The organism is Hyphococcus formosus, from assembly GCF_046736345.1.
Taxonomy (GTDB): domain Bacteria; phylum Pseudomonadota; class Alphaproteobacteria; order Caulobacterales; family Parvularculaceae; genus Hyphococcus; species Hyphococcus formosus.
The window spans coordinates 1,592,258-1,615,471 of sequence record NZ_CP157210.1 but is presented as its reverse complement, the minus strand read 5'-3'; the positions used below and the strand labels follow the sequence as shown (position 1 = coordinate 1,615,471).

At 51.4% G+C, this 23,214-nt stretch carries 16 protein-coding genes and 1 tRNA gene; 9 read left to right on the top strand and 8 right to left on the bottom strand.

Features of this window, described 5'->3' with window-relative positions; all coding sequences use genetic code 11:
* Positions 1 to 26: 26 nt before the first annotated feature.
* Both ABFZ83_RS07310 and ABFZ83_RS07305 read left to right on the top strand, forming a co-directional pair.
* Entirely contained in the window at positions 27 to 2,093 is a 2,067-nt protein-coding gene (locus ABFZ83_RS07310) for a prolyl oligopeptidase family serine peptidase (RefSeq protein WP_411818782.1), read from the top strand.
* Between the two features lie 105 nt (positions 2,094 to 2,198).
* Positions 2,199 to 4,964: a valine--tRNA ligase gene (locus ABFZ83_RS07305; protein ID WP_411818781.1), complete on the top strand. Its 2,766-nt coding sequence runs from the start codon at positions 2,199 to 2,201 to the stop codon at positions 4,962 to 4,964.
* Between the two features lie 22 nt (positions 4,965 to 4,986).
* On the opposite strand, the gene purF is transcribed toward ABFZ83_RS07305, so the two are convergent.
* From purF to radA, 3 genes are all read right to left on the bottom strand, one after another.
* Positions 4,987 to 6,423, bottom strand: a complete 1,437-nt coding sequence (purF, locus tag ABFZ83_RS07300) for an amidophosphoribosyltransferase (protein WP_411818812.1) — start codon at positions 6,421 to 6,423, stop codon at positions 4,987 to 4,989.
* A 131-nt stretch (positions 6,424 to 6,554) separates the two neighbouring features.
* Entirely contained in the window at positions 6,555 to 7,241 is a 687-nt protein-coding gene (locus tag ABFZ83_RS07295) for a CvpA family protein (protein ID WP_411818780.1), read from the bottom strand.
* A 101-nt stretch (positions 7,242 to 7,342) separates the two neighbouring features.
* Positions 7,343 to 8,704: a DNA repair protein RadA gene (radA, locus tag ABFZ83_RS07290; RefSeq protein WP_411818779.1), complete on the bottom strand. Its 1,362-nt coding sequence runs from the start codon at positions 8,702 to 8,704 to the stop codon at positions 7,343 to 7,345.
* Between the two features lie 235 nt (positions 8,705 to 8,939).
* Here radA and ABFZ83_RS07285 point away from each other — a divergent pair, with 235 nt between their 5' ends.
* Together ABFZ83_RS07285 and ABFZ83_RS07280 are read left to right on the top strand one after the other, a co-directional pair.
* Positions 8,940 to 10,193, top strand: a complete 1,254-nt coding sequence (locus tag ABFZ83_RS07285; RefSeq protein ID WP_411818778.1) for a response regulator — start codon at positions 8,940 to 8,942, stop codon at positions 10,191 to 10,193.
* Positions 10,194 to 10,204: 11 nt separating this feature from the next.
* Positions 10,205 to 11,605, top strand: coding sequence for a carotenoid oxygenase family protein (locus ABFZ83_RS07280; protein WP_411818777.1), 1,401 nt, complete (start codon positions 10,205 to 10,207; stop codon positions 11,603 to 11,605).
* A gap of 13 nt (positions 11,606 to 11,618) precedes the next feature.
* Here the strand turns inward: ABFZ83_RS07280 and ABFZ83_RS07275 are convergent, their stop codons facing one another.
* Positions 11,619 to 13,691 carry an EAL domain-containing protein gene (locus tag ABFZ83_RS07275; protein WP_411818776.1) on the bottom strand — a complete coding sequence of 691 codons (2,073 nt, stop codon included), beginning with the start codon at positions 13,689 to 13,691 and terminating at the stop codon, positions 11,619 to 11,621.
* A gap of 178 nt (positions 13,692 to 13,869) precedes the next feature.
* Positions 13,870 to 14,736: an NAD kinase gene (locus ABFZ83_RS07270; RefSeq protein WP_411818775.1), complete on the bottom strand. Its 867-nt coding sequence runs from the start codon at positions 14,734 to 14,736 to the stop codon at positions 13,870 to 13,872.
* 8 nt (positions 14,737 to 14,744) lie between these two features.
* Between ABFZ83_RS07270 and egtB the strand changes: the two genes are divergently transcribed.
* Both egtB and ABFZ83_RS07260 read left to right on the top strand, forming a co-directional pair.
* On the top strand, positions 14,745 to 16,055 hold the full coding sequence (egtB, locus tag ABFZ83_RS07265; protein WP_411818774.1) for an ergothioneine biosynthesis protein EgtB: 1,311 nt from the start codon (positions 14,745 to 14,747) through the stop codon (positions 16,053 to 16,055).
* A 70-nt stretch (positions 16,056 to 16,125) separates the two neighbouring features.
* Complete coding sequence (locus ABFZ83_RS07260; protein ID WP_411818773.1) at positions 16,126 to 16,959, top strand: class II aldolase/adducin family protein; 834 nt, start codon at positions 16,126 to 16,128, stop codon at positions 16,957 to 16,959.
* Positions 16,960 to 16,962: 3 nt separating this feature from the next.
* Here the strand turns inward: ABFZ83_RS07260 and ABFZ83_RS07255 are convergent, their stop codons facing one another.
* The gene (locus ABFZ83_RS07255; protein WP_411818772.1) at positions 16,963 to 17,376 is read right to left on the bottom strand and encodes a c-type cytochrome; all 414 of its coding nucleotides are present in this window, start codon (positions 17,374 to 17,376) and stop codon (positions 16,963 to 16,965) included.
* 84 nt (positions 17,377 to 17,460) lie between these two features.
* On the opposite strand from ABFZ83_RS07255, the gene ABFZ83_RS07250 reads away from it, so the two are divergent.
* A tRNA-Thr gene (locus ABFZ83_RS07250) sits at positions 17,461 to 17,536 on the top strand.
* A 342-nt stretch (positions 17,537 to 17,878) separates the two neighbouring features.
* Positions 17,879 to 18,385 (top strand): Lrp/AsnC family transcriptional regulator, encoded by a 507-nt coding sequence (locus tag ABFZ83_RS07245; protein ID WP_411818771.1) that lies wholly within the window; start codon positions 17,879 to 17,881, stop codon positions 18,383 to 18,385.
* Between the two features lie 95 nt (positions 18,386 to 18,480).
* On the opposite strand, the gene ABFZ83_RS07240 is transcribed toward ABFZ83_RS07245, so the two are convergent.
* Positions 18,481 to 19,317: a sugar phosphate isomerase/epimerase family protein gene (locus ABFZ83_RS07240; protein WP_411818770.1), complete on the bottom strand. Its 837-nt coding sequence runs from the start codon at positions 19,315 to 19,317 to the stop codon at positions 18,481 to 18,483.
* A gap of 17 nt (positions 19,318 to 19,334) precedes the next feature.
* Positions 19,335 to 20,285: a fatty acid desaturase gene (locus ABFZ83_RS07235; protein WP_411818769.1), complete on the bottom strand. Its 951-nt coding sequence runs from the start codon at positions 20,283 to 20,285 to the stop codon at positions 19,335 to 19,337.
* A gap of 550 nt (positions 20,286 to 20,835) precedes the next feature.
* On the opposite strand from ABFZ83_RS07235, the gene ABFZ83_RS07230 reads away from it, so the two are divergent.
* Complete coding sequence (locus ABFZ83_RS07230; RefSeq protein WP_411818768.1) at positions 20,836 to 23,022, top strand: TonB-dependent siderophore receptor; 2,187 nt, start codon at positions 20,836 to 20,838, stop codon at positions 23,020 to 23,022.
* The last annotated feature ends 192 nt before the right edge of the window (positions 23,023 to 23,214 follow it).

The window sequence follows — 23,214 nt, the reverse complement described above, 5'->3', positions numbered from 1 at the left end:
GGGAAGGCGTTCAAAAAGAGTTTCTGATGATTTCCTACCCATTGAGTAAAACACTTGATCACACTGATGAGATTTTCGGGGAGGTCGTTCCTGATCCATATCGGTGGCTTGAAGATGACGTTCGCGATAATGCAGACGTGGCACAGTGGGTTACAGCGCAAAACGCGGTTACCAATGAATATCTTCAGACCCTCGAAAATCGGCCAGCGATTGAGCGCCGGTTGCGGCATCTCTGGAATTACGAAAAATTCTCACTGCCCATAAAGCGCGACGAACGTTATTTCTTTAGCCGAAATGATGGGTTGCAAAATCAGTTCGTTTTGCATGTCCAAGATGGTCAGGCTTCGCCGCGTATTTTGATCGACCCCAATGAATGGTCGGATGACGGCGCAACCGCGCTGGCGTTTTATAAACCGTCGCCGGACGGGCGCTTGCTCGCCTATATGGTGCAGGAAGGCGGATCTGATTGGCATACGATCAAGGTCATTGACGTTGATAGCGGCGAGGTAAAGCAAGATACAATTGAATGGGTAAAGTTTTCCGGCGTGAGCTGGGCAAAAGATGGTTCCGGATTTTATTATTCGCGATATCCAAAGCCCGCGCCCGGCGAAGAGTTTCAAAGCCTCAACCTCAATCAAGCGGTTTACTTTCATAAAATTGGCGAAAGCGCCGATAATGACCGGCTCATTTATGCGCGTCCCGAAGAGCCGTCACATGGTTTCTCTGCGGTGGTGAGCAGCGACGGCTCGGCGCTAGTCATCACAGTATGGACCGGAACCGATGATCGTTACGAGGTCGTTTTAATCAATCTGCATAAGGAAGATAAAACGCCCGTAACGCTGGTGTCCGGCTTTGATCATAATTACAGCTATATTGGCAGTGCCGATGAACGGCATTTCTTTTTCACGGACAAGGATGCCCCCAAAGGACGCGTTGTGTCGGTTTCCGCGCATTTGCGATCCGACAACCCGAATTGGTTTGATGTCATTGGCGAGCAGGTCGGTGTGCTTTCCGGCGTTTCAATAGTCGGTGGCCGGATATTCGCGAACTATATGGAAGACGTGAAATCTGTCGTGCGGGAATATTCCCTTGCAGGCGATGAGTTAAGTGTTGTTCCGTTACCCGGCGTTGGCACAGTGACAGGGTTTTCTGGTGAGCCGAAAGATCGTGAGACGTTCTTCTCTTTTGAAAGCTTCAACCAACCGCCAACGATATACCGGTATGACGTTGAAAAAGGCGATTACGATTTATTCAAATCGAGTGCCGCGCCTTTCGACCCGGAAGATTACAAGGTCCGGCAAGTCTTTTATCCGTCCAAGGATGGAACATGCGTGCCAATGTTTATTGCGCATCATAAAGACGCTGTTCTTTCGAAGGGTGCACCAACGCTGCTCTATGGATATGGCGGGTTCAATATTTCGCTGACACCGGGATTTTCCGTGACCCGTTTGGCATGGATGGAAATGGGCGGCGTCTTGGCGGTCGCGAATATTCGTGGCGGCGGGGAGTATGGCAAAGACTGGCACAATGCTGGTCGGCTGTTGAACAAGCAAAATAGCTTTGACGATTTTATCGCCGCTGCGGAATATCTGATAGAGCAGGGCCTAACGACCAAAGATAAATTAGCCATCCAAGGTGGTTCTAACGGCGGATTGCTGGTCGGTGCGGTCGTCAATCAACGACCTGACCTGTTTGCGGCCGCTCTGCCGGCGGTGGGCGTGATGGATATGCTCCGCTTTAACCAGTTCACGGCTGGGCGCTTTTGGGTCGATGATTATGGCGATCCGGCGAAAGAGGCGGATTTTCGCAACCTAAAAGCCTATTCCCCCTATCATAATATTCGCCCGGGCACCGATTATCCGGCAATATTGGTAACGACGGCAGACACCGATGACCGGGTGGTGCCGGGCCACAGCTTTAAATATGCGGCGGCGCTTCAGGCGGCGGATATTGGTGACGCGCCGCATCTTATCCGGATTGAGACCCGGGCGGGCCATGGCGCAGGCAAGCCTACGGACAAAATCATCGAGGAATATACCGATATGTGGGCGTTTTTGTGTGCTCATACCGGGCTCGCTCCAGAGAACGATTGATATTTGCCAAAAGCGGTTGAGCAAAGCGCAGTCGGGCGATAAACCCGAATACTCGCCCGAAATTTTGCGGGCGCACAGAAAAGATATGTGAGAAGACGCAGGAATATGCTCGAAAAATCATTTGATTTCACCGCCGCCGAAGCCCGCCTCTATGAGGAATGGGAAAAGTCCGGTGCATTCAAGCCCTCCGGGAAAGAGGGCGCAGATGCTTATTCCATCGTCATTCCGCCGCCAAATGTGACAGGCAGCCTTCATATGGGCCATGCGCTCAATAATACGCTTCAGGATATTCTGGTGCGTTTTGAGCGAATGCGCGGAAAGTCCGTTCTTTGGCAGCCGGGCACCGACCATGCGGGGATCGCGACCCAGATGGTGGTCGAGCGCCAGCTTATGGAAAACCAGGAACCATCCCGACGCGATATGGGGCGTGACGCGTTTGTTGAACGCGTCTGGAAATGGAAAGAAGAATCCGGCGGCACGATTATCAACCAGCTCAAACGCCTCGGGGCCACATGCGATTGGTCACGCGAACGCTTTACGATGGACGAGGGGCTTTCCAAGGCCGTTGTGAAGGTGTTTGTTCAGCTCCACAAAGAGGGACTGATCTATCGCGATAAGCGGCTTGTTAATTGGGACCCTAAATTCGAAACCGCGATTTCTGATCTCGAAGTCGAGAACAAGGAAGTCGATGGACATTTCTGGCATTTCAAATATCCGTTGGAAAATGGTGAAACTTACGAATTTCCGATTGCGTTCGACGAAGATGGCGAACCAACCGAGTGGGAAACACGGGATTATATTTCAATCGCCACGACACGCCCTGAAACCATGTTGGGCGACGGCGCGGTTGCGGTTCATCCATCCGACAAGCGCTATGCGCCAATTGTTGGCAAGCGATGCCTGTTGCCGCTGGCTGATCGCTATATTCCGATTATTACGGATGAATATCCGGACCCGGATTTTGGCTCAGGTGCAGTGAAGATTACGGGCGCACATGATTTCAACGACTATCAGGTCGCACGCCGAAACAACATTAAACTCTATGAGCTGCTCGATACAAAAGGCGCGATGCTTGATGCGAGCTATATCCCGGCGAAATATCATGGCATGGACCGCTTTGAAGCGCGCAAGGCCGTTGTTGCGGATATTGAGGCACAAGGCCTTTTGATCAAAGTCGAAGACAAAAAGATCATGCAGCCCTTTGGTGATCGCTCGAATGTGGTCATCGAGCCGATGCTGACCGATCAGTGGTATGTCAATGCGGAAGAATTGGCGAAGCCTGCGATCAAAGCGGTTGAAGAAGGGCGTACACGGTTTATTCCGGAGAACTGGTCGAAGACCTATTTCCAGTGGATGAATAATATTGAGCCTTGGTGCGTTTCCCGCCAGCTATGGTGGGGGCATCGTATTCCAGCATGGTACGGGCCTGACGGCAGTATTTTTGTTGCTGAGAACGAAGAAGAAGCCAACAAGCAAGCGATTGCCAAATATGTGGCAGACGGCATGTTCACGCGCGATGAAGCGAATGAAATGCTGCTGGAAGCGGACAATAAAGGCGAGGCGATTCATATCCTCCGCCGCGATGAAGATGTTCTGGATACGTGGTTCTCGTCTGCGCTTTGGCCATTTTCGACACTGGGCTGGCCCGATGAAACGGCTGAGCTGAAACGTTATTACCCGACATCAACGCTCGTTACGGCGCATGACATTATCTTCTTCTGGGTTGCGCGCATGATGATGGACGGACTTCATTTCATGGATGAGGTTCCGTTTAAAGATGTTTACATCCACGCATTGGTTCTCGATGAGCACGGACAGAAAATGTCCAAATCAAAGGGCAATGTCATCGACCCCTTATTGCTCATTGACAAATATGGCGCTGACGCATTGCGTTTCACGCTCGCGGCACAGGCGGCACAGGGCCGAAATATTCGATTGTCGGAACAGCGCGTAGAGGGGTATCGCAATTTCGGCACCAAGCTATGGAATGCCGCACGTTTTTGCGAAATGAATGAGTGCAAGCCGGACCCTGCTTTTGATCCGGGATCGGTGAATGAAACGATCAATCAGTGGATTGTGCACGAAGCCAATCAATGCGCTGCGGATGTAACGCGTGAGATTGAAGCCTTCCGGTTTAATGATGCGGCTGGTGCGATTTACAAATTCGTCTGGAATGTTTTCTGCGATTGGTATCTGGAACTCGCAAAGCCCGTCTTTATGGGCGATGATGAAGGGGCGAAGGCCGAAACCCGCAAAGCGGCAGCGTGGGCACTCGATCGCATACTGACGTTATTGCATCCGTTTATGCCGTTCATCACCGAAGAATTGTGGACATCATTTGCTGACCGTGAGGCGCTGATTACGTCGAAATGGCCGAGTTATGATGCGTCGCTGGAAAACCAGGACGCCGCCAGCGAAATGAGCTGGGTTGTCGATTTAATCACGAATGTTCGCTCTGTCCGTCAGGAAATGAACGTGCCAGCGGGGGCGAAAATTCCGTTGGTCTATATTGGCCCGGACAAAGATCTGATTGCCCGTCATGATAATGTGTTGACCCGATTGGCGAGGCTTGCGGAAATAACTACTGCCGACGCGCCGCCAAAAGGGGCGGTACAGATCGTTCATGGTAACGGTATTGCGGCATTGCCCGTTGCCGACTTTATGGACATTGATGAAGAAAAAGCCCGTCTCGAAAAAGAGATTGCAAAAGCGCAGGGCGAAATCGCAGGCATTGAGAAAAAGCTTGCGAATAAAAACTTCGTTGAGCGTGCGCCCGCGAAAGTGGTCGAGGAACAACATTCCCGTAAAGCCGGGTTTGAAGCGCAAATTGCGAAACTTAACGAAGCGCTTGATCGGTTGAAGGGGCTTTAAGCCTCTTCGCCGCCGCTATGTTTTAGCTCGTTTCCGCAAGGAAGGAGAGTTGGGTGATCATAGCATCGCGCGCTTCTGCATCGCGATCGGTCAATTTGGTCGGGTAATCACCAGTGAAACAGTGGTCGGTAAAGGCCGGTGCGGCGTCGTCACGCTTGCCTTTGCGGAATGCCTTGTAAAGACCATCAAGCGACAAGAAGGCGAGGCTGTCCACATTGATCAATTCGCGCATCTCTTCGACGGTGCGGTTCACCGCCAAAAGCTCGGCGTGTGATGGTGTGTTGATACCGTAAAAATCCGGGTGGATGATTGGCGGACAGGCAATCCGCATGTGAACTTCTTTTGCGCCAGCCTTGCGTAGCATCTCGCCGATTTTGCGCGACGTCGTACCGCGCACGATGGAATCATCAATCAGGACGACACGCTTGCCTTCAATAAGGCTACGGTTAGGCGAATGTTTGCGCGCAACGCCGGCTTCACGAATGCGCTGCTCAGGCTCGATAAAGGTTCGGCCAATAAAATGGCTTCGGATCAGTGCCATCTCATAGGGCAGGCCCGTATGTTGGGCAAAACCAATCGCTGCGGGAACGCCGGAGTCCGGAATTGGCGAAACAAGATCGGCCTCGCAAGGCGCTTCTAATGCGAGCTGCTCCCCAAGACGTTTGCGTAATTCATAGACGCTTTGTCCGTCCACGACCGAATCGGGCTTGGCGAAATAGATAAGCTCAAAAATACACGGGCGCGCATGTTCCTTTTTCGGGAACACCTGACGGCTTTCGATCGTGCCATCAGCGCGGCAGACCACAACCTCGCCAGGGTTAATGTCCCGGACAAATGTTGCGCCGATTATATCGAGGGCACAGGTTTCCGATGCGAGGATCGGCGCGCCGTCAAGATCACCAAGAATGAGCGGGCGGATGCCAACCGGATCGCGGGCACCAATTAGGCCTTCCGGCGTTAAAACGGTGAGGGCATACGCGCCTTCAACCTGTTTCAGCCCCTCGATCAATTTATCGGTGACCGAGATATATTGCGACCGAGCGGTCAATTGCAGGAAGATTTCGGAATCGGATGTCGACTGGAAAATACAGCCGCGGCGCACGAGGTCGGCGCGAAGGGTTTTCGAATTCGTCAGATTGCCATTATGGGCAATCGCAATTCCGGTGCGGTCAAGATCCGCATAAAGGGGTTGGACATTTCGCAGAACTGTCTCGCCTTGGGTCGAATAGCGCGTGTGCCCAATAGCGCCATTCCCGGGGAGGCCATTAAGGGTCGCCGCATCGGAGAAATTGTCCGAGACCAGCCCCATGAAACGTTCATTATGGAAATGCTTGCCGTCATAGCTGGCAATGCCGGCGGCTTCTTGGCCGCGGTGCTGCAGGGCGTGAAGCCCGAGCGCGGTAAGGGTGGCTGCGTCATTGGTGCCGATAATGCCAAATACGCCACATTCTTCGATCATCTTGGGCGGGCCGACGATGGCTTCCAATTCGGCCTGATTTTGTCGGTAGAGGGGAGCTTCTTTTTTCAGGTAGTTTGCCGCACGTTCTGCGAGGGAGAGCGAGGTGTCGCTATTTTCCTCAAAGACAAAGCTCATTGCGGCGTTTCCTCATTTAGAATGTCGGCTATCGGATCTAGCTCATCCGAAGCCGCAGGCTGTTCCTCAGGTGTTTGGGTGGCGCTTATCGCCGGATCCGTTGTTGTCACCGTTGTGACAATTTCATTCAGACCGTTTCTGTCGCTTCTTTGATACCCGCTGACCGCCGCGTCAACAGCATCTTCATCACTTTTCGGTTTTTCTGGTGCGTCAAGATCGGCATCCTGAGGCGTGAAACTTTCAAACCAGTTCGCCATGCCCGCTGCGATTGGCTGGGTGAGGGCGGTTCTGACCTCTTCGGGCTGTTTCGACTCGTCGAGATAGTAGGTGTACCCCAAATAGGCGAGGCCAATCAGGACCAAGCCCCGGAAGAAACCAAATGCGCCGCCGCCAATTCGATCAATGAGCTTTGCGCGGCCTTCCAGCGGGAAGCGCTTGAGCGTCAAATGCAGTCCGATATGGGCGATCACAAAGAAAATCGCGATCAGGATGACCGCGATGATTGCCGTGCCGAAAAAGCTGCCGGCCTGACCGGTAATCGCCAGAACTGGTTCAAGAAAAAGAAGTGTGGCTCCGCCACCAATTGCGAGTGCGACCAAGGTCGAAAGTTCGCGTAATCCGCCTCGTAACACAGCAAACGCAGTCGATAGTCCGACTACAACGAGAACCAGTAGATCAAACATTACAGAACCCGCCTATCATCGCCCCGAATACATTAGGGCGAGTCGTACTCTTCCCCTTTGTTTTTGATAGCCTTGATGGGGTGATTTCTCAACTGCTTTGATCAAGGATTGCGTGCCCAACCGACCAAATCCGCTAGGGTTGCGGCCTCTTTCAGGCGAATGGCGTTATTTGTACCGCTCGCCGGGCCCAGTGCGCCTGAAAAACCGAGTTTCTTGGCTTCTTTAAGGCGTGCGTCCGATTGATTGACGGGTCTAACGGCCCCGGACAATGCGACCTCGCCAAATACGACGTAATCGCGCGGTAAAGGCGAATCGAAAAGAGACGAACAAAGCGCGGCTGCGGCGGCAAGATCCGCTGCGGGCTCAGCGATCCGAAGGCCGCCAGCGACATTAAGAAAAACGTCATTTCGCCCGAAATCGAGCCCCGCGCGGGCATCCAACACCGCAAGCAACATTGATAATCGCGCAGAGTCCCAGCCGACCACTGCACGCCTCGGCGTTGCGAGGCTGGAGGGAGAAACCAGCGCTTGAATTTCGACAAGGACAGGCCGCGTGCCTTCGATCCCCGCGAAAACGGCGGCACCTGAGACGGGCGTATCGCCGCTTGAGAGAAACAGCTCCGACGGGTTCGCCACTTCCCGCAGGCCATCGGTAGACATCTCAAAGACGCCGATTTCATGCGCCGCACCGAAACGGTTTTTGACGGCGCGGAGAATACGGAAATCGCGACCCTGTTCGCTTTCAAAATAGAGCACCCCGTCGACCATATGTTCGACCACGCGGGGACCTGCGATCTGACCGTCTTTTGTGACATGCCCAACGAGCAATAAGATTGCGCCAGAGGACTTTGCGAACCTTACAAGTTCCTGCGCGCAAGAGCGGACCTGTGTGACGGTGCCGGGCGCGGCGGGCAGGGCATCGGACCATAAAGTTTGAATTGAATCGATGATCACCGCGTCGGGCTTTGAAGCCTTCAGTGTCGCCAATATATCGCGAAGCGATGTTGCGGAGGCGAGGTTAACCGGTGCTTTCTCGACGCCCAGGCGTTTTGCCCGTAGGCGGATTTGCGCAGTTGCTTCCTCGCCGGAAATATAAGCGACATTCGCGCCGCCTTTTGCGAGGCCTGATGCAACCTGTAACAACAAGGTTGATTTGCCGACGCCGGGATCACCACCGATTAAAAGCGCAGAGCCGGGAACAAGACCGCCGCCACAAGCGCGGTCAAATTCAGCATTTCCAGTCGCCAGTCGCGGCGCTTCTGCTGTTGTTCCTGAAAGCGATGAAAATTCTAGCTTCTTGCCTTTGGTTGACGCCCCGCTTTTGCTCAGGCTTCCCGGTGGGCCCGCTTCCGTGGCTTCCTGTTCGATGGTGTTCCACTCGCCGCACGCATCGCAGCGGCCTGACCATTTTCCATACACAGCGCCACATGATTGGCAAACGTAACTATCGGAATTCCGAGCCATCGGTTCTCTTTTTGTTAACTATATTAAGTGGCGTGGGTACCAGTTTGAATGCCGCAATATACGGGATTCTGGCGCAGTCATAGTGGTCTGGCCGTTAATTGCATTTAGTAGCAAATTTTTAGCATTACACCAATAAATAGATATAGCGGGCAGAATTAATCCTATCCGTTGAGATATTTAACCAGAAGGGTCGCTAAGGTGGGGGTGCGGCGCGATAGGGAAGTGTTTTGTAAACATGATCCTGACGATAATACTCGTAGCGCTTTCTGGACTGGGCGGTAGCCTGGTCGGCTGGATTGTTACCCGCGCAAGGAAAGCTGAAGAAACCAGACAGCAATGGCTGGCTGATTCCGCTCTTTTGTCGGTTTCGGCGCATCAATTGCGAACCCCGCTCAATCAGATTGTCGGCGTTTTGCAGATGATGGATTTCCAATCTGTAGACCTCACACCCAAACAACAAGAATTGGTGGAGGTGCTGCATCAGGGAACCAGAAACCTCAATACAGCTCTTATTGATATTCTCGACCTGTTAGATCTCCAATCTCAGGAATTAACGCTTGATACGAGCCCTGTTGATTTGAACAAGCTGACGGAGTCATTGACCCGCCGGCATAAAAAACATGCCGCGCAAAAGGATCTGGATCTCGTTTTTGACACGCGCAAGCTTTCGCATTTTTGGTACGAGTTTGACGATGTTCGCGTTATTCAAAGCATCTCCAGTTGTATTAGCCAGTGCCTGACGCAAACTGATAAAGGCGGTGTTTATATCGCTTACGATTATCGGCCGGACCCAAGAAATTCGGAGCAGGGTGATTTTATCATCTCTGTCCGTGATGATAGCGCCGGCATGGATCAATATGCGGCGGAAGCCTATTTCTGCCCGCAAAAATATTTGATTAACCGTCATATGTCCGGTGCCGAAGGTCATCGGCTCGGATTGATTTTGGCGCGTCTACTGACAGAAAAGATGGGTGGTTCGTTAACGGCGAAAAGCGCAATTGGCAGCGGTGTCACCTTTACTTTGACAATACCGGTGAAAAAGTTTGCTGCACCGAAGCCAAAAGAGGTTTTAACGGATGCGCCCCTTACCGATCAGATCACGCATATTCTCGATGACAAGCTGGTTCTTGTTGTGGACGACAACGATGCCAATTTGATGATCATCAAAGCATTCCTCAATCAGATTGGCGCGACACGTATCATTACCGCCAGTAATGGGGTTGAAGCGGTCAAAGTTGCCGCTGAGAATGAATGCGATCTTATTCTTATGGATATTCAAATGCCCGATATGGACGGGGTCACCGCGTCCAAGATTATTCGAAATAGCGATAAGCCTAGCGCCAATGCACCGATTATCGTTCTGACGGCCGCTGCGCGCGCGGAAGATCTGGAAAATTATCGCGAAGCAGGATTGAGCGCAATTTTGGCAAAACCAATCATTGCCGAGGACCTGTATCAAAAGGTGGTCAATGTTTTCGAGGACCGTTAAAATCCTCGGTCATGAACGACATGACACCCATCAACCCGAATAAACAAAACCCTTATCTCAAGGGCCTTTACGCGCCCGTCGCCGAAGAGGTCTCGGCGCAAAACCTTGAGGTCGTCGGCGAAATCCCGAATTCCCTTCATGGGGGGTATTTTCGCAATGGGCCCAATCCCGCAAGCCCACCAGCGGGTATGCATCACTGGTTTGACGGTGACGGCATGTTGCATGGAGTTTGGTTTGAAAACGGCAATGCGCGCTATCGCAACCGGTTTGTACAGACCCAAGATTTATCGTCGGGCGGTGCGGATGGGATGCCCGGCATTTTTGAACGGTCGATTGATGTCGCCGGTCGCACTGTAAATTACCGCGATACGGCGAATACGGATGTCATCTATCACAACGGAAAATTGCTTGCGCTTTGGTATATATCGGGAAAGCCCGTTGCCGTTGATCCGCATACGCTGGAAACAATCGCGATTGAGAATTTCGGCGGGAAATTACCGCGCAATGTCTCGGCGCATTCAAAGGTCGATGCCGTAACGGGCGAATTGGTGTTTTTCGATTACGCCCTCTATGAGCCAAAGATGTGGACCGGTACGGTATCAGCCGATGGTGCTTTGACCCATTTCCAGGAGATCGCGTTGCCCGGTCCGCGTTTGCCCCATGATATGGGCATGACCGAGAACTATACGATCCTTCATGATCTGCCGGTGATATTTTCAGAAGCGGCTATTCGCAACCGGCTATGGCAAATTCACGTGGCGGATCAGCCGACGCGTATTGCGGTGGTTCCTCGAAAAGGCGGTGAGCCGAAATGGTTCGAATTTCCGACCTGCTATATCTATCATGTGATTAATTCGTGGGAGGAGGAAACGCCGAACGGGACCGAGGTGGTGATGGCTGCCTGTAAAATGGTACCGAATGGATTTAAACCTGACCCTCAATATGGTCCTTTCGCGGCGATGGCAGATGTATTGGCTTTACGCGCGCAGCCCTTTATCTGGCGGATGAATATGCAAACCGGGGAGGGGCGCGAAGAACAGATCGATGATGCGCTTTCGGAATTTCCGGTGGTTGATACGCTAAAGGCGGGTCGTAAGACGAAACATTCCTACCATGTCATTTTCGACGATTGTATCGAGCAACGTTTCTCCGGCTTGGTCAAATATGACCTCGAAACCGGAAAAAGCGAACGGCACTACTTTCCCAAGGGTGTTTTCGGCTCGGAGCCGGTTTTTGTCGCCAATGATGACGGCGAAGAAGGCCATCTGATCACATTTACAAGCGATCTTGCTGGTAAGTCAGAGGTTCACATTATCAACACAAGTGATATGAGCGCTGAACCCGTCGCCAAAGTAAAGCTACCGCAGCGCGTGCCGCTCGGCTTTCATGGGACTTGGGCTCCGGCTGTATAGTATTGGTACGGAATTATTCCGCGGCAGTTGCGTGTTCTTCGCTTTGCTTATGGAGTTTATCCATATTGCGTCGATGCATCGCGCGTCGCCAACTCCGCGGCCAGAAATAGGGCGAGAACCGAATAACTTTCCGTTGCAAAAATGGTTTACGCCGCCGCGTGGCAACGCCTGTTAAATCTTCATTTTCAAAAAGATCATTTTGCAAATCGCCGATTGTTTCATCCGCACTCGGTGCAGTCTGTGGTTCCTGCGCAGGAACTTCGATCGGCGTTTCTTCCTCGGCGGTTGGTTCGTCCTCCGCCGATTTGATATAAGGCGTTTCCTCTTCAGAAAGCGACGCAACCGCACGCTCAACCGTACTTAGCGGTTGTTGCTCTGCGTTTTCGGGCTTGGCCCCATTGTTATCGTCGCTATTCGCCATAGGCGATCTTTCGATATTTAATTCAGCCGGTGGTATCGGCGTATTCGGCGCACCCGGCAGGGCTGGCGATCCAACGCTGATCCCCTTCAGAAAATACGCCGAACCAGCGCCGACGGAAAGGGATACCGGCTTGTCCATGCCGCCGACAAATGGGGTCGGTCTTGGCTGGGAAGGCTGCGCTTCCGGCGTTTGTTCTTGCGAAGTCGCTGATAAATCGGGCGTTTCAACTTCTGCGGGTTTTTCGCTCGCAGCAGCTTCGCGTGTTTGAGCATCTGCGTTAATTGCAGATTTTTGCACGGCTGGCTCATCAGAAAGCAATGATCCGGTGTCAGCGGATTGAACATCCGGTTCGGTCGGTTGCTCGCGCTCCGGTGCATTCGTCATCGCGGATTCCTCAGCCGAAGACGGTGTTTCTGCGGTAAACGCCCGGCTGAGTTTCTCTTGCATATCGCGCGGCACAGGGCTAGCCGCCGTAACGTCATCGAATAACGCATCGTCGTTTTCCGTCGCGGTGCGAAGGCCCGCCTTGGTTTTCGCCCGTTCGATTGCTGCGTTTTTCCGTGCCGCTCTCGCTTTGGCCCGTTTGGCGAGGGCAAGGGCCTTGGCTTTCTCGCGGGCTTTGAGTTTTTTGTCTTCGTCGCTCTCAACCTGTTTGGCCGCTGGTTCTTCGGTCGGCGATTGCTCAGGCTCAGGTGCCGTAGCCGCTTTATCATAGCGGGCAACGCGCTCATTCAAGCGCTCGATCAATGCATCTTCCTGTTCCGGTTGCGGCTGCGATGCTTCGGCTTCATCGGCTGGCGCAGCGGTTTGTGGTTCGGGCGCGGCCGTGCGGAATAATGCCGTCAGATTTTCGGCGCTTAAGGGTTCAAGCCCCAAAAGCTCGCGCACATCATTGATGCGGTGCGGCCGGAATTCTTTGATGTCACCAACTTTACCGAGATGGTTGCCTTGCGCAGCGGTAAAGCCCAGACCACGCAATGCAGAAAGCGATGCCTGATCCTCAACCCCTACGGCAGTGATCGCAGCATTTGCTGTGCTCGCGATATCCAGAAGATCGGCGATCGCGGAAAGGCCGGGGCCTCTCACGGTGCGGGCGAAGCGTAAAATCGCGGAACCGCCTGTTTTGATCTCATCGAACGGAAAGGGATCCAATGTGCGAAGAAGATCATTCGCGCGGCCGCGCACTTCGATGGCAAGGCGCGCGCCCGTATCGGCCAGACGCTTGAAATGTCCTGACGCCACGTCGATCGGCATATCCACCGGCGGCATCGGGCATTCTAGGGTCACCAGATCCGGCGGGAAATTATAATCGCGCAATAGTTTGATGAAGTGCGAAGCGAAGGCATCATCGCTCAAATCGCTAAGGGCGAGATTGACAGAGAGGCCCGGCGCATAGGGGCCGCGCCATTCATTATAGGCGCTAAGTGCGTTGGCCAGAACGAATCGGGTGAGCTCGCTCATCCGGCCCTGGCTCTCGAAGAATGAAATGAAGGCACCAGGCGGCAGCATGCCCAATTGGGGATGATGCCAGCGCACAAAGGTTTCGACGCGCGCGAGCGCACCATTTCCTAGATCGAATATCGGTTGAAACAACACTTCGAAGTTGTTGTTTTTCAACGCGTTATCGATATCAACGTTGGAAAGCCGTACTGCCTGTGCGCCCATCCGAAAGCCCTTCCGTCAGCCAAACTGGCCGCGATCCCCAATTAACATTCTGTCCATACTCCTTGGCGCGGGTTAATTCTCGCTGAACAGAACCGGGGAGTCTTAAGAAGAATTACCATGTGGCGATTCATGGATGCGCGTAAACCACTAGTTAACCAAGAACGCAGGTTCTTACTAATCAATAATCAAATTGTTCGCTCAGAATTCGCTCATCGAGGGACTGCCCCTGATCGAACAAAAGCGTCATGGTAATATCACGTGCTTCGCGCGCTTCAACATGGGTGACGTCACGAACTTCCTGATTGTCGGCCACGGCAGAAATAGGTCGCTTTTCGTTTTCCAACGTCTCGAATTCCACAACCGCGTCATGAGGCAACAAAGCGCCGCGCCAACGGCGAGGGCGAAAGGCACTGATCGGCGTCAGGGCCAACATATGCGCACTGATCGGCAGGATCGGCCCATGCGCCGAAAGGTTATAGGCAGTCGACCCGGCTGGCGTTGCCAAAAGCACGCCGTCACAGGTCAGCGATTCCATACGCACCCGACCATTGACTGAGATGCGAATACGCGCCGATTGGCGCGTCTCACGGAACAATGAAATTTCATTGATCGCTTTTGCGGTCTTCACTTCACCGGTAATGGTGGTGGCCTTCATGGTCAGTGGATGAATATTTGTCGGTTCTGATTGTGCGATTCGTTCTTTCAGGCCGTCAATCTCTGCATCGTTCATCATAAAACCGACCGTACCCCGATTAAATCCGTAAATCGGTTTTTCGCAGGTCATATGCGCACGCAGGACGTCCAGCATAAAGCCATCGCCGCCGACAGCGACGATGACATCGCAATCCTCGACGCTATGATTGCCATAGCGTTTTTCGAGTTGTTTCCCGGTTTCCGCCGCTTCTGGCTTATCACTCGCGAAAAAAGCCAGCCGCAATTCTTTTGCCGTTGGTAACTCTCGCGGCATTGTGAGGGATAGATTTGCGTCACTGGGGTGTTTTCGGGTTATGATGCGCCGAGCCATACCCTGACCAAAAAATTTCATAGACGCTTATGCCCCTTGATCTTCCGACCGCTCAGAATTCGGCCAGTGTACTCGAAACTTTCGCCCGCGTCAGGGGCGATAGCGAAGCGCTCGCCAAGCCGCTGAGCCCGGAAGACTGCATGATACAGTCAATGGAGGCCGCAAGCCCGGCAAAATGGCACCTCGCACATACAAGTTGGTTCTTTGAAACCTTCATATTGGTGCCGAACGCCAAATTGGTGCCGAACGCCAAAGATTACAGCCCATTTCACCCTGATTTCGGATATTTATTCAATTCCTATTACAATCAAATCGGCGAGATGCACCAACGCGGCAAGCGCGGGATGCTGTCGCGCCCATCACTCCAAGATGTGCTTTCCTATCGCAGTTTCGTAAATGACGCATTGATCCGGCTCGTGGAAGACGCAGATGAAAAGACATTTGCGGCCATTGAGCCACTTATCCTTTTGGGGTGCTCGCATGAGCAACAGCATCAGGAATTATTGTTAACCGATCTCCAGCACGGGCTTTTCCAGAACGCAATGAAGCCCGCCATATATAAAGACGCGCGCGAAGGTGAGGGCGGTGGTGCTCCGCTTAAGTGGCGTGAAATGGAAGGCGGTGTTTGCAACATTGGATGGAACGGTGACGGATTCGCCTTCGACAATGAGCAACCGCGCCACAAAGTCTATTTACATCCGTTTGAACTTGCGAACCGGCCAGTGACCAATGGCGAATTTATCGAGTTCATCGAAGATGGCGGATATCAAGAACCATTGCATTGGCTATCAGATGCATGGGAAGTGATAAACCGCGACCGTTGGACCGCACCGTTATATTGGCGGAAATCCCAAACCGATAATAAATGGTATCGGTACTCGCTCTTTGGTGAGGTGGAAATTGATCCGCATGCCCCGGTTTGCCATGTCAGCTCCTATGAGGCCGCCGCTTATGCGAGTTGGATTGGCGCGCGATTGCCGACCGAATTTGAATGGGAAGCAGCAGCCTCATTATTCCCGCTTGAAGGACGCTTCTTAAAAGGCGGCGCACCATTCTTGCCAAAGCCTGCCAGCAATCTCGAAAACGACGATCGATTGTTACAGCTTTTCGGTGACGTGTGGGAATGGACGGCGAGCCCCTATGTGGCCTATCCGGGCTTTGCTGTACCGCCCGGTGCCGTCGGCGAATATAATGGCAAGTTCATGTCGGGGCAGATGGTCCTGAAGGGCGGGTCTTGCGCCACGCCCGAAGGCCATATCCGCGTGAGCTACCGTAATTTCTTCCCGCCCGAAGCGCGTTGGCAGTTTTCCGGCTTCCGCTTGGCGCGCGACTGCAATTGATACATGCATTATTGCCGGGCTGCGGTTATTCTCGCGAAAAATACGTTCATTTTTCGAAGGAGAAACGGTCATGAATGCGCAAACCGAGCGAGCAGAAGCAGTCGGTCAAACATCAGGATTTAATGTCCCGGACCCGCAGACCCTTCCGTCGCTCAAGGGTAAGGTCAGCGACGAAGAGTGGCGATTGCGTTGCGACCTGGCGGCGACTTATCGCTTGGCCGCGCTTTATGGCTGGGATGATATGATCTTCACGCATATCTCCGTGCGTTGCCCGGATGAGGGCGGCAAGGAACGCTTTCTAATTAATCCGTATGGCGTGTTTTTCGACGAGATGACAGCAACGTCGCTCGTCAAGGTTGATGTCGAAGGGCAGGTCGTCGCCGAGACGCCATATTTCTCAAACCCGGCCGGCTTTACCATTCACTCAGCGCTTCACATGTCGCGCGATGATGCCCATGCGGTTCTTCATTTGCATACGCCCTATGGGGTTGCTGTATCAGCGCAGCAAGGCGGCCTAAAGCGTTATACCCAATTTGCAATGATCGTGCATGATGACATCGCCTATCACGGCTATGAGGGCATTGCGACCGACCATGACGAGCGCGAACGCATTGTCGCCGATATGGGGAACCACAATTTCCTGATCTTGCGCAATCACGGTACACTGACGGTTGGCGCGAATTGCGCAACGGCGTTCTTGCGGATGTATTTCCTTGAACAAGCCTGCCGCGCGCAAATTCTGGCGCAGTCCGACACGAAAGAGCCGCTTGAAGAACCGGCAGAAATGGGCGCGAAAGTCCTGCAACAGGGGGCACCGGCATTTGTACCGGGGATTGGCGACAATCTCGCCTGGCCGGGACTTATCCGAAAGCTCAATCGCGCCAATCCCGGCTTTGACGTCTAAGCCCTATTGCATGGTCTTGAGATAGGCGATGATGTCGGCCCGTTTGGCGTCATCGCGCTGGCCCACATAGGCCATCCGGTTTTTCGGAATGAAATCCCGTGGGTTCTTCATGAACGCATCAAGCGCCTGATCATCCCAAACCACGCCGCTTTCTTTCATCGCTTTTGAATAGGCAAAGCCCTCGCGAGCGCCCGCAGGCGTGCCAACCACAGCATAGAGATTAGGGCCAACGCGGTGGGAATCACCTTCGCGCACCGAATGACATACCGCACATTCATTGAATGCTTTCCGGCCCCGTGATTCGGCAGTTTCCGGTGCCGCCGCCGCGGCAGTCTGCGCAGAACCTGACTTTTCCTCGGCTTTTTCGCCGCATCCAGCAAGCGCGAGCAGGGCGAAAAGGCTTAAATACATCTTCATGGGGCCGTTAACTCCGTTTTTTTTGCAACAACCCCCTTTACCCCCCTAGTCAGACGCAATGCAATCCTCTATCGAAGCGCCCGCGCCCCTATAGCTCAGCTGGTAGAGCAACTGATTTGTAATCAGTAGGTCCGCGGTTCGAGTCCGTGTGGGGGCACCATTTTCCCAAAAATGAATTGATGATCGCGCCGCGAGGTCTGGGCCCATCAAGATCGTCTGGGGTCGGTGATTGGTTCAATTCCTTGAATATTCAAAAGACATCGATAGACCTCGTATATGTAGCCACCTCGGTGATTCGGGGGCTTCCGCGAAATGGTTGAACCTTTTGGCGCAAAAGGTGCCGGTCAGAGTTACTGGTGCTCGCTAGGCAGGGCTATGGCGGGAATTGCTGAATCCTATAGCCTGTGCGATGGTAGAAACATGATTGAGCTTGTCCAAAGTAACAAGGCCACCTGATATCTCTAACCATGTGGTGTCGCCGGGGGTGATATAAATTTGAAATATGCAGAAAAATCAAGGTAACGTACGTATAAAGATTGATAAACTCAACATAAGAATATTGGAGACCTTGCAGACGGAAGCGCGAATTTCATATCCCAAGATGTCGAGTAAGGTGGGACTTTCTCCGAGCCCTTGTTTTAATCGGGTCAAAAAACTTGAAGAAGGTGGGGTTATTAACGGGTATCATGCCGACGTGAATTTACGTGCGCTAGCCCCCCACGTGTCAGTTCTGACGATGATTCAATTCGATAATCATGGTCAGGAGAACGAACGACTTTTTCGAGAATTTGTCCAAAAAACGGATACCATTGTGAGCGCTCAACAGGCGAGTGGGCAAATCGATTATATTCTTTATTTCGTATGTCCTACTATGCAGGCCTATAGGGACACGGCTGATCGTTTGCTTGAAGAAAATCCGGCAGTCGTGAAATTAGAAACAATCATTTTATTAGATCAGGTCAAAAAATTCACCGGGTACCCACTGCAGGAATTGCTGAATTCCACGTAGCGTGCCTCATTGACCGTCGAACAGAAATACCGTTTCTGTGCGGAATTCATGGTTTGGTTCATTGTTCACTGTCGTAGTCTATAGACCGAGCGCGATCAGGGCTCGCAAGCGCGCCAGTATTGTTCGACCCGAGACTTAATGGTCAGGGCTTCCGCCCAACGGTCAGATAGTTCCTCGCCATCGGCGTTTGTAATGGCATAGGGAGGCGGGCCGAGTTCGCACAAAAATACGAGGGCGTCGTCATCGCTCATCCGTCGCCGCCAAGATTCTATTCCGCGTTTCCAAAGCCAATGATAAAGCTTTAGGTGGTCATTGTACTGAGGGAAGTTAATTGGTACCTGAATTTGTTGATGGCTTGAAACGCGCCCTTGAAAGCTGAACGACCTCTGAATAAGGCGATCAAAGAGCTGCTCAAAGGTTTTCCCAATGGGCGGCTGTAATTCTCTATTTAAAACATAATGAGAGAAGTCGCCACAAAGATTCATTTCTGGGATAGAATCCAGCAATTCCAGCGTAAAAAACATATCGTTAGTTATGCAATTGCGATGGGTCTCAAATAGGAGCGGCATACCAACATCCGCCGCGAGATTTATCCAATTGCGGATGATCGGAATGGCTCCCGAAACATTTAGCGGAAAAACCATTCCCACGGTCACGCAGAAACGTGCATCCATCTCCTTAGCAAACTTGATTAGCTCTACAAACTCATTGTCATTGCGGGGAAAGATATTTACCTGACATTCTAGGTTTCGTTGTTCCAGTAACGGCTTGTATAAAACGCCGTCAGAAACTTCGTTGATGTCAACATCGATGGAGACGCCAGAAAAGCCAGCGTCTGCAATACGATCCAGGATGCGTTCTTTGTCAGTGATCGGAACGCCGCTTGCATCCTGCATTGCCCATAATGACTGATAAACTTTCAGCGTTTGCATATATCAATCAACCCAACCTAATAGGTTGCCACATCACGTCCACAGAAGCGTGAGGACTTGTCCGCGATAAGTTTTCTTATCATGTGCCATTGGAACGCCTGATAAGTGATTGTTGGCGGTTCTTTCTCCAATGTTCCAAATATTTCTTGATGAAGCGCGGGTAGGCGAAAGAACGGTACGGAAGGATAGAGATGGTGGGCAGTATGATATTGCATATTCCACATCAACCATCGCATTACAGCATTCGTTTTTATGGTGCGCGTATTTATTAGAATTCCCGCTTCATTGGGCATTCCTGTATGTTCTGTGATGTTCTGAAGCTGATGAACCCATTTCATGATGAAAAGCGGAAGTAACCAAAACTGAATCGCCGCCCATGATTGAAACCAAACTGAAATGATCAGAATAATCAAATACCCCACCATATTTTCTCGCACTTCTCGTTGGGCATCTTTGTACTGTTTCTCTGAAAGGTAGGGCCAAATGTTAATTCCCAATGTCAAATAGACGAGTTCCCTGATGCGAATGAACCAATAGGATGGGCCGAGTACGTAAAGGAGGTAAGTGGTAAGTGTGAAAGGTTTGGTTCCGATTAGTTCTGCGTCCTTTTTAAGGTCTTGCGTATACCGATGATGTTCCATGTGTTCCGATCGGTCTAATGATTTGCAAACCAAAATCGTAAACGAGAACAATCGCCCAAAAAGGTCATTTAGCTCTTTGGTTTTAAACACAGTACGATGAGAGAATTCATGAATACCCGCATATAGGCATGCCAATAGAACGCCTTGAATGACAAAAAAGACGACGCCAAGCCAATGCCCCCAGAAATGAGAAAGAAGTGCGGTATTCAGAATTATTGCGCCTATATGCGAGCCGGTTTTGATCCAGCCTTCTTTGTTGGATTTCTGACTAAGATCTCGCAAGCGCTTAGGAGATATTACTTGAAGGTCCTTTGCGAAATGTTCCATTCGACAGCTCCTTAAAGCCTTTAGGTGGTGGCAAACCATTCTCGATTTAGGCGAGCAAATTTTTCGAACTTCAGGCGCTCGTTCCGCAACTTGATCGGAGCGAAAACAGACGTCCGCTAACAAGAGAAAATTTAAGCCTCATCATAATTCGTTTTCTCTACGCGATATTGTTCTGGGTAGGTAACGGATTCAGCCAACCCAAGAGTATCTAGCTCTCGTAGAGTATCATGTTTTAGCCTCACTCTAAGCGCACTTGTCAACACGGCGAAAAGCCAGCAATGAAGCCAATATCAGGACTTCTGACCCCTGTGGTAGAGATTATTTTCTCAGCGCTCTAATTTCAGAAAGATCTTTCGAAACGTGCATATTAAAAAAACGATGCATCTTTGATTTTCTTGCGAAATATCAGGAGACTGATCATATTCACTGCATAAACAAATGCTATTAAGCGCAGTTAATAATTGAGGGGTGCATTATGGCGTATTTTCAAGCGAATACTCGATGGATGGGAAAGTCGAAGTTGCTTACGACGACGGCAGCCATATCGATTGTGACCGGATTTGGTGGTCAGGCGTCAGCGATGCAGCCAACCGACGTTACGGTAGAGGAGGAGGCCGCCGATGACCTGACGTCTGGAAGTGACGAAATTGTCGTCGTTGGTAAAAAGAGATTTTTCAGACCGACGGACGGGTCCAGTGCCACGAAGTTTGACCTGCCGATACAGGACACGCCTCAGAGCATTACGGTTATTACAGACGACCTAATAAACACCACACAGCCAGACGATATTTTGAAAATCGATAAGTATGTCGCTGGCGTGTACAATTCCAATGATGGAACTGGTCATTTTGCCAATCTTGGCGGTAGCAGTTTGGTCGCCCGGGGCTTTCGTATCAGCGGCGATAACGGGTCCAAAATCAATGGGTTTTCTACATTGAGCGTTTTTCGACCTGATTTCTCCAGCATTGAGCGCGTGGAGGTTGTAAAGGGACCGACGGCCATCATTTACGGCGTCAATAATTATGGCGGTACCATCAACACGGTTACAAAAAAGCCGTTAAGTGAATTTCGTCATGCGCTTTCTGCGACGTATGGCTCTTATGATTTTAAGCGTGTTGAAATCGACAGTGGTGGTCCTCTGACGACCAATGGAGATCTGAAGTACCGTCTTACCGGTGCCTGGCAGGATCGTGGATTTATTCAGGACGGTGCCGATAGCGAAAAAATTGCTGTTATGCCGGCAATTGAATGGGAGATTAGTCCGTCGACGTCAGCAAATGTTATTATGTTTTATCAAAACGAAGTGCTGATACCAAACAGGTCCTACACACTTATCCAAAATTCCGAGGGTGATATTGTTCTCCCTTATGAGCTTGATAGGAATGTGTTTCTAGGCTTACCAGATTACAATAGAGACGAGATTGATCACCTTCAGTTCTTAGGCGGGTTCACTCATGAATTTGCTTCTGGGTTAAAACTAGAAGCGCAAGCTGGTTATTCAAATACGGAGTCTGACGCGCAAGCGGTGTACACCTATAACTATTTTCCAGCGACGCTTTATACCGGTGTTTATAATCGGTCTCATGATAAAGCAATTGAGACTTATGATGCAGAACTTAGGTTCGGTGGAGATTTCGAGCTATTTGGAAGAAATCACAAATTCCTCATCAATTCTGAATACAGAAAAATTCAAAGAGATGATCCGCGTCACGCCTATGTTTACCTAGGTGCTGTGGATCAGTTTAATCCGGACTTTTCATTTATCGATACCAGTGATCCGGGTTTCGAATCGCCACTCGCTGGCTTTACGAAAGAAGAGCGCGAGAATTTCGCGATTGGTGGCCAGCTACTACTCAGCCTGACAGATCGGCTGTCCGTTTTGGTAGGTGGGCGGGGAACACGTTCCCAAATCGTATATAGGGATGTTCGTGACCTGGTCGGTACGATCGACCCAGAGTTCGGGACATTTGACGTCAGCGCAGACTTTACGGTCACCAAATTCACCCCACGCGTTGGGCTAGTGTATGAATTTTCGGATGAGGTTAATGGCTATCTTAGCTATACTGAGGGCTTTATTCCCCAAACGGGAACGACGCGTGACGGTGGGGTCATCGATCCAGAAACGGGCCAACAATTTGAAGGCGGATTCAAATTTGAGTTTTTCGAGGGTGCTCTGGGCGTTAACACCGCTGCCTATTACATCGAAAGAAAAGGCGTAGGCGCACCTGATCCCTTAAATGGGCCAGGCGATGATTTCAAAGTCGGGGGACGAGAACAACGAAATTACGGCTTTGAGTTTGAAGCATTGGGTGAAATTTTCGAAGGCGTGAATATCGTCGCTACGTATTCTTATCAAAACGCCAAGATCACGCATGATATTGAATATCCTGATATAGTAGGAAACGAAGTTGCACACGTACCGCGTCATTTAGGCAGCGCTTTTGTTCAGTACCAATTTCTCGAAGGTGTTCTGCAAGGGTTATCCGCCAATATAGGCTTTAATTACTATGGTTCGTATTATCATAGATCGGATAATGCTTTTAGGTTCCTCGTGCCGGATAGGCATACGTTTGACGCGGGCGTTGCCTACGAGATTACCGAAAATGTAAATCTTAATGTCACGGTCACTAATTTCACTGATGAGCTTAATATCTTTACCTCTACCGGTGTTCGATACAGTGAATTTGTTTTCGAAGATCCACGCACGGTCAAGGCGCGTTTGCAAGTTGCCTTTTAAGCAGGGACTAAGAAGCGGCGCGGTTCAAAGCCTGCGCCCTTCATTTGCGCGGAAACTCACTACGAGCGAACAATCCGCTGATTGAGTTGTCGCCTTCGTGGGGGCCTCCACCCACTTTTTCGAGCGGGTAAGTTTTGGCTCTTGAAAACATGCCTGTTGCCGTGTGTCATGTCTCAATAGCTATGCATGCGA

Bases quoted from the DNA above. Each gene is read 5' to 3' on its own strand.
- ABFZ83_RS07310 (WP_411818782.1), top strand. From the start codon at position 27: ATGATTTCCTACCCATTGAGTAAAACACTTGATCACACTGATGAGATT.
- ABFZ83_RS07305 (WP_411818781.1), top strand. From the start codon at position 2,199: ATGCTCGAAAAATCATTTGATTTCACCGCCGCCGAAGCCCGCCTCTAT.
- purF (WP_411818812.1), bottom strand. From the start codon at position 6,423: ATGATCGAAGAATGTGGCGTATTTGGCATTATCGGCACCAATGACGCA.
- ABFZ83_RS07295 (WP_411818780.1), bottom strand. From the start codon at position 7,241: ATGTTTGATCTACTGGTTCTCGTTGTAGTCGGACTATCGACTGCGTTT.
- radA (WP_411818779.1), bottom strand. From the start codon at position 8,704: ATGGCTCGGAATTCCGATAGTTACGTTTGCCAATCATGTGGCGCTGTG.
- ABFZ83_RS07285 (WP_411818778.1), top strand. From the start codon at position 8,940: ATGATCCTGACGATAATACTCGTAGCGCTTTCTGGACTGGGCGGTAGC.
- ABFZ83_RS07280 (WP_411818777.1), top strand. From the start codon at position 10,205: ATGAACGACATGACACCCATCAACCCGAATAAACAAAACCCTTATCTC.
- ABFZ83_RS07275 (WP_411818776.1), bottom strand. From the start codon at position 13,691: ATGGGCGCACAGGCAGTACGGCTTTCCAACGTTGATATCGATAACGCG.
- ABFZ83_RS07270 (WP_411818775.1), bottom strand. From the start codon at position 14,736: ATGAAATTTTTTGGTCAGGGTATGGCTCGGCGCATCATAACCCGAAAA.
- egtB (WP_411818774.1), top strand. From the start codon at position 14,745: ATGCCCCTTGATCTTCCGACCGCTCAGAATTCGGCCAGTGTACTCGAA.
- ABFZ83_RS07260 (WP_411818773.1), top strand. From the start codon at position 16,126: ATGAATGCGCAAACCGAGCGAGCAGAAGCAGTCGGTCAAACATCAGGA.
- ABFZ83_RS07255 (WP_411818772.1), bottom strand. From the start codon at position 17,376: ATGAAGATGTATTTAAGCCTTTTCGCCCTGCTCGCGCTTGCTGGATGC.
- ABFZ83_RS07245 (WP_411818771.1), top strand. From the start codon at position 17,879: ATGCAGAAAAATCAAGGTAACGTACGTATAAAGATTGATAAACTCAAC.
- ABFZ83_RS07240 (WP_411818770.1), bottom strand. From the start codon at position 19,317: ATGCAAACGCTGAAAGTTTATCAGTCATTATGGGCAATGCAGGATGCA.
- ABFZ83_RS07235 (WP_411818769.1), bottom strand. From the start codon at position 20,285: ATGGAACATTTCGCAAAGGACCTTCAAGTAATATCTCCTAAGCGCTTG.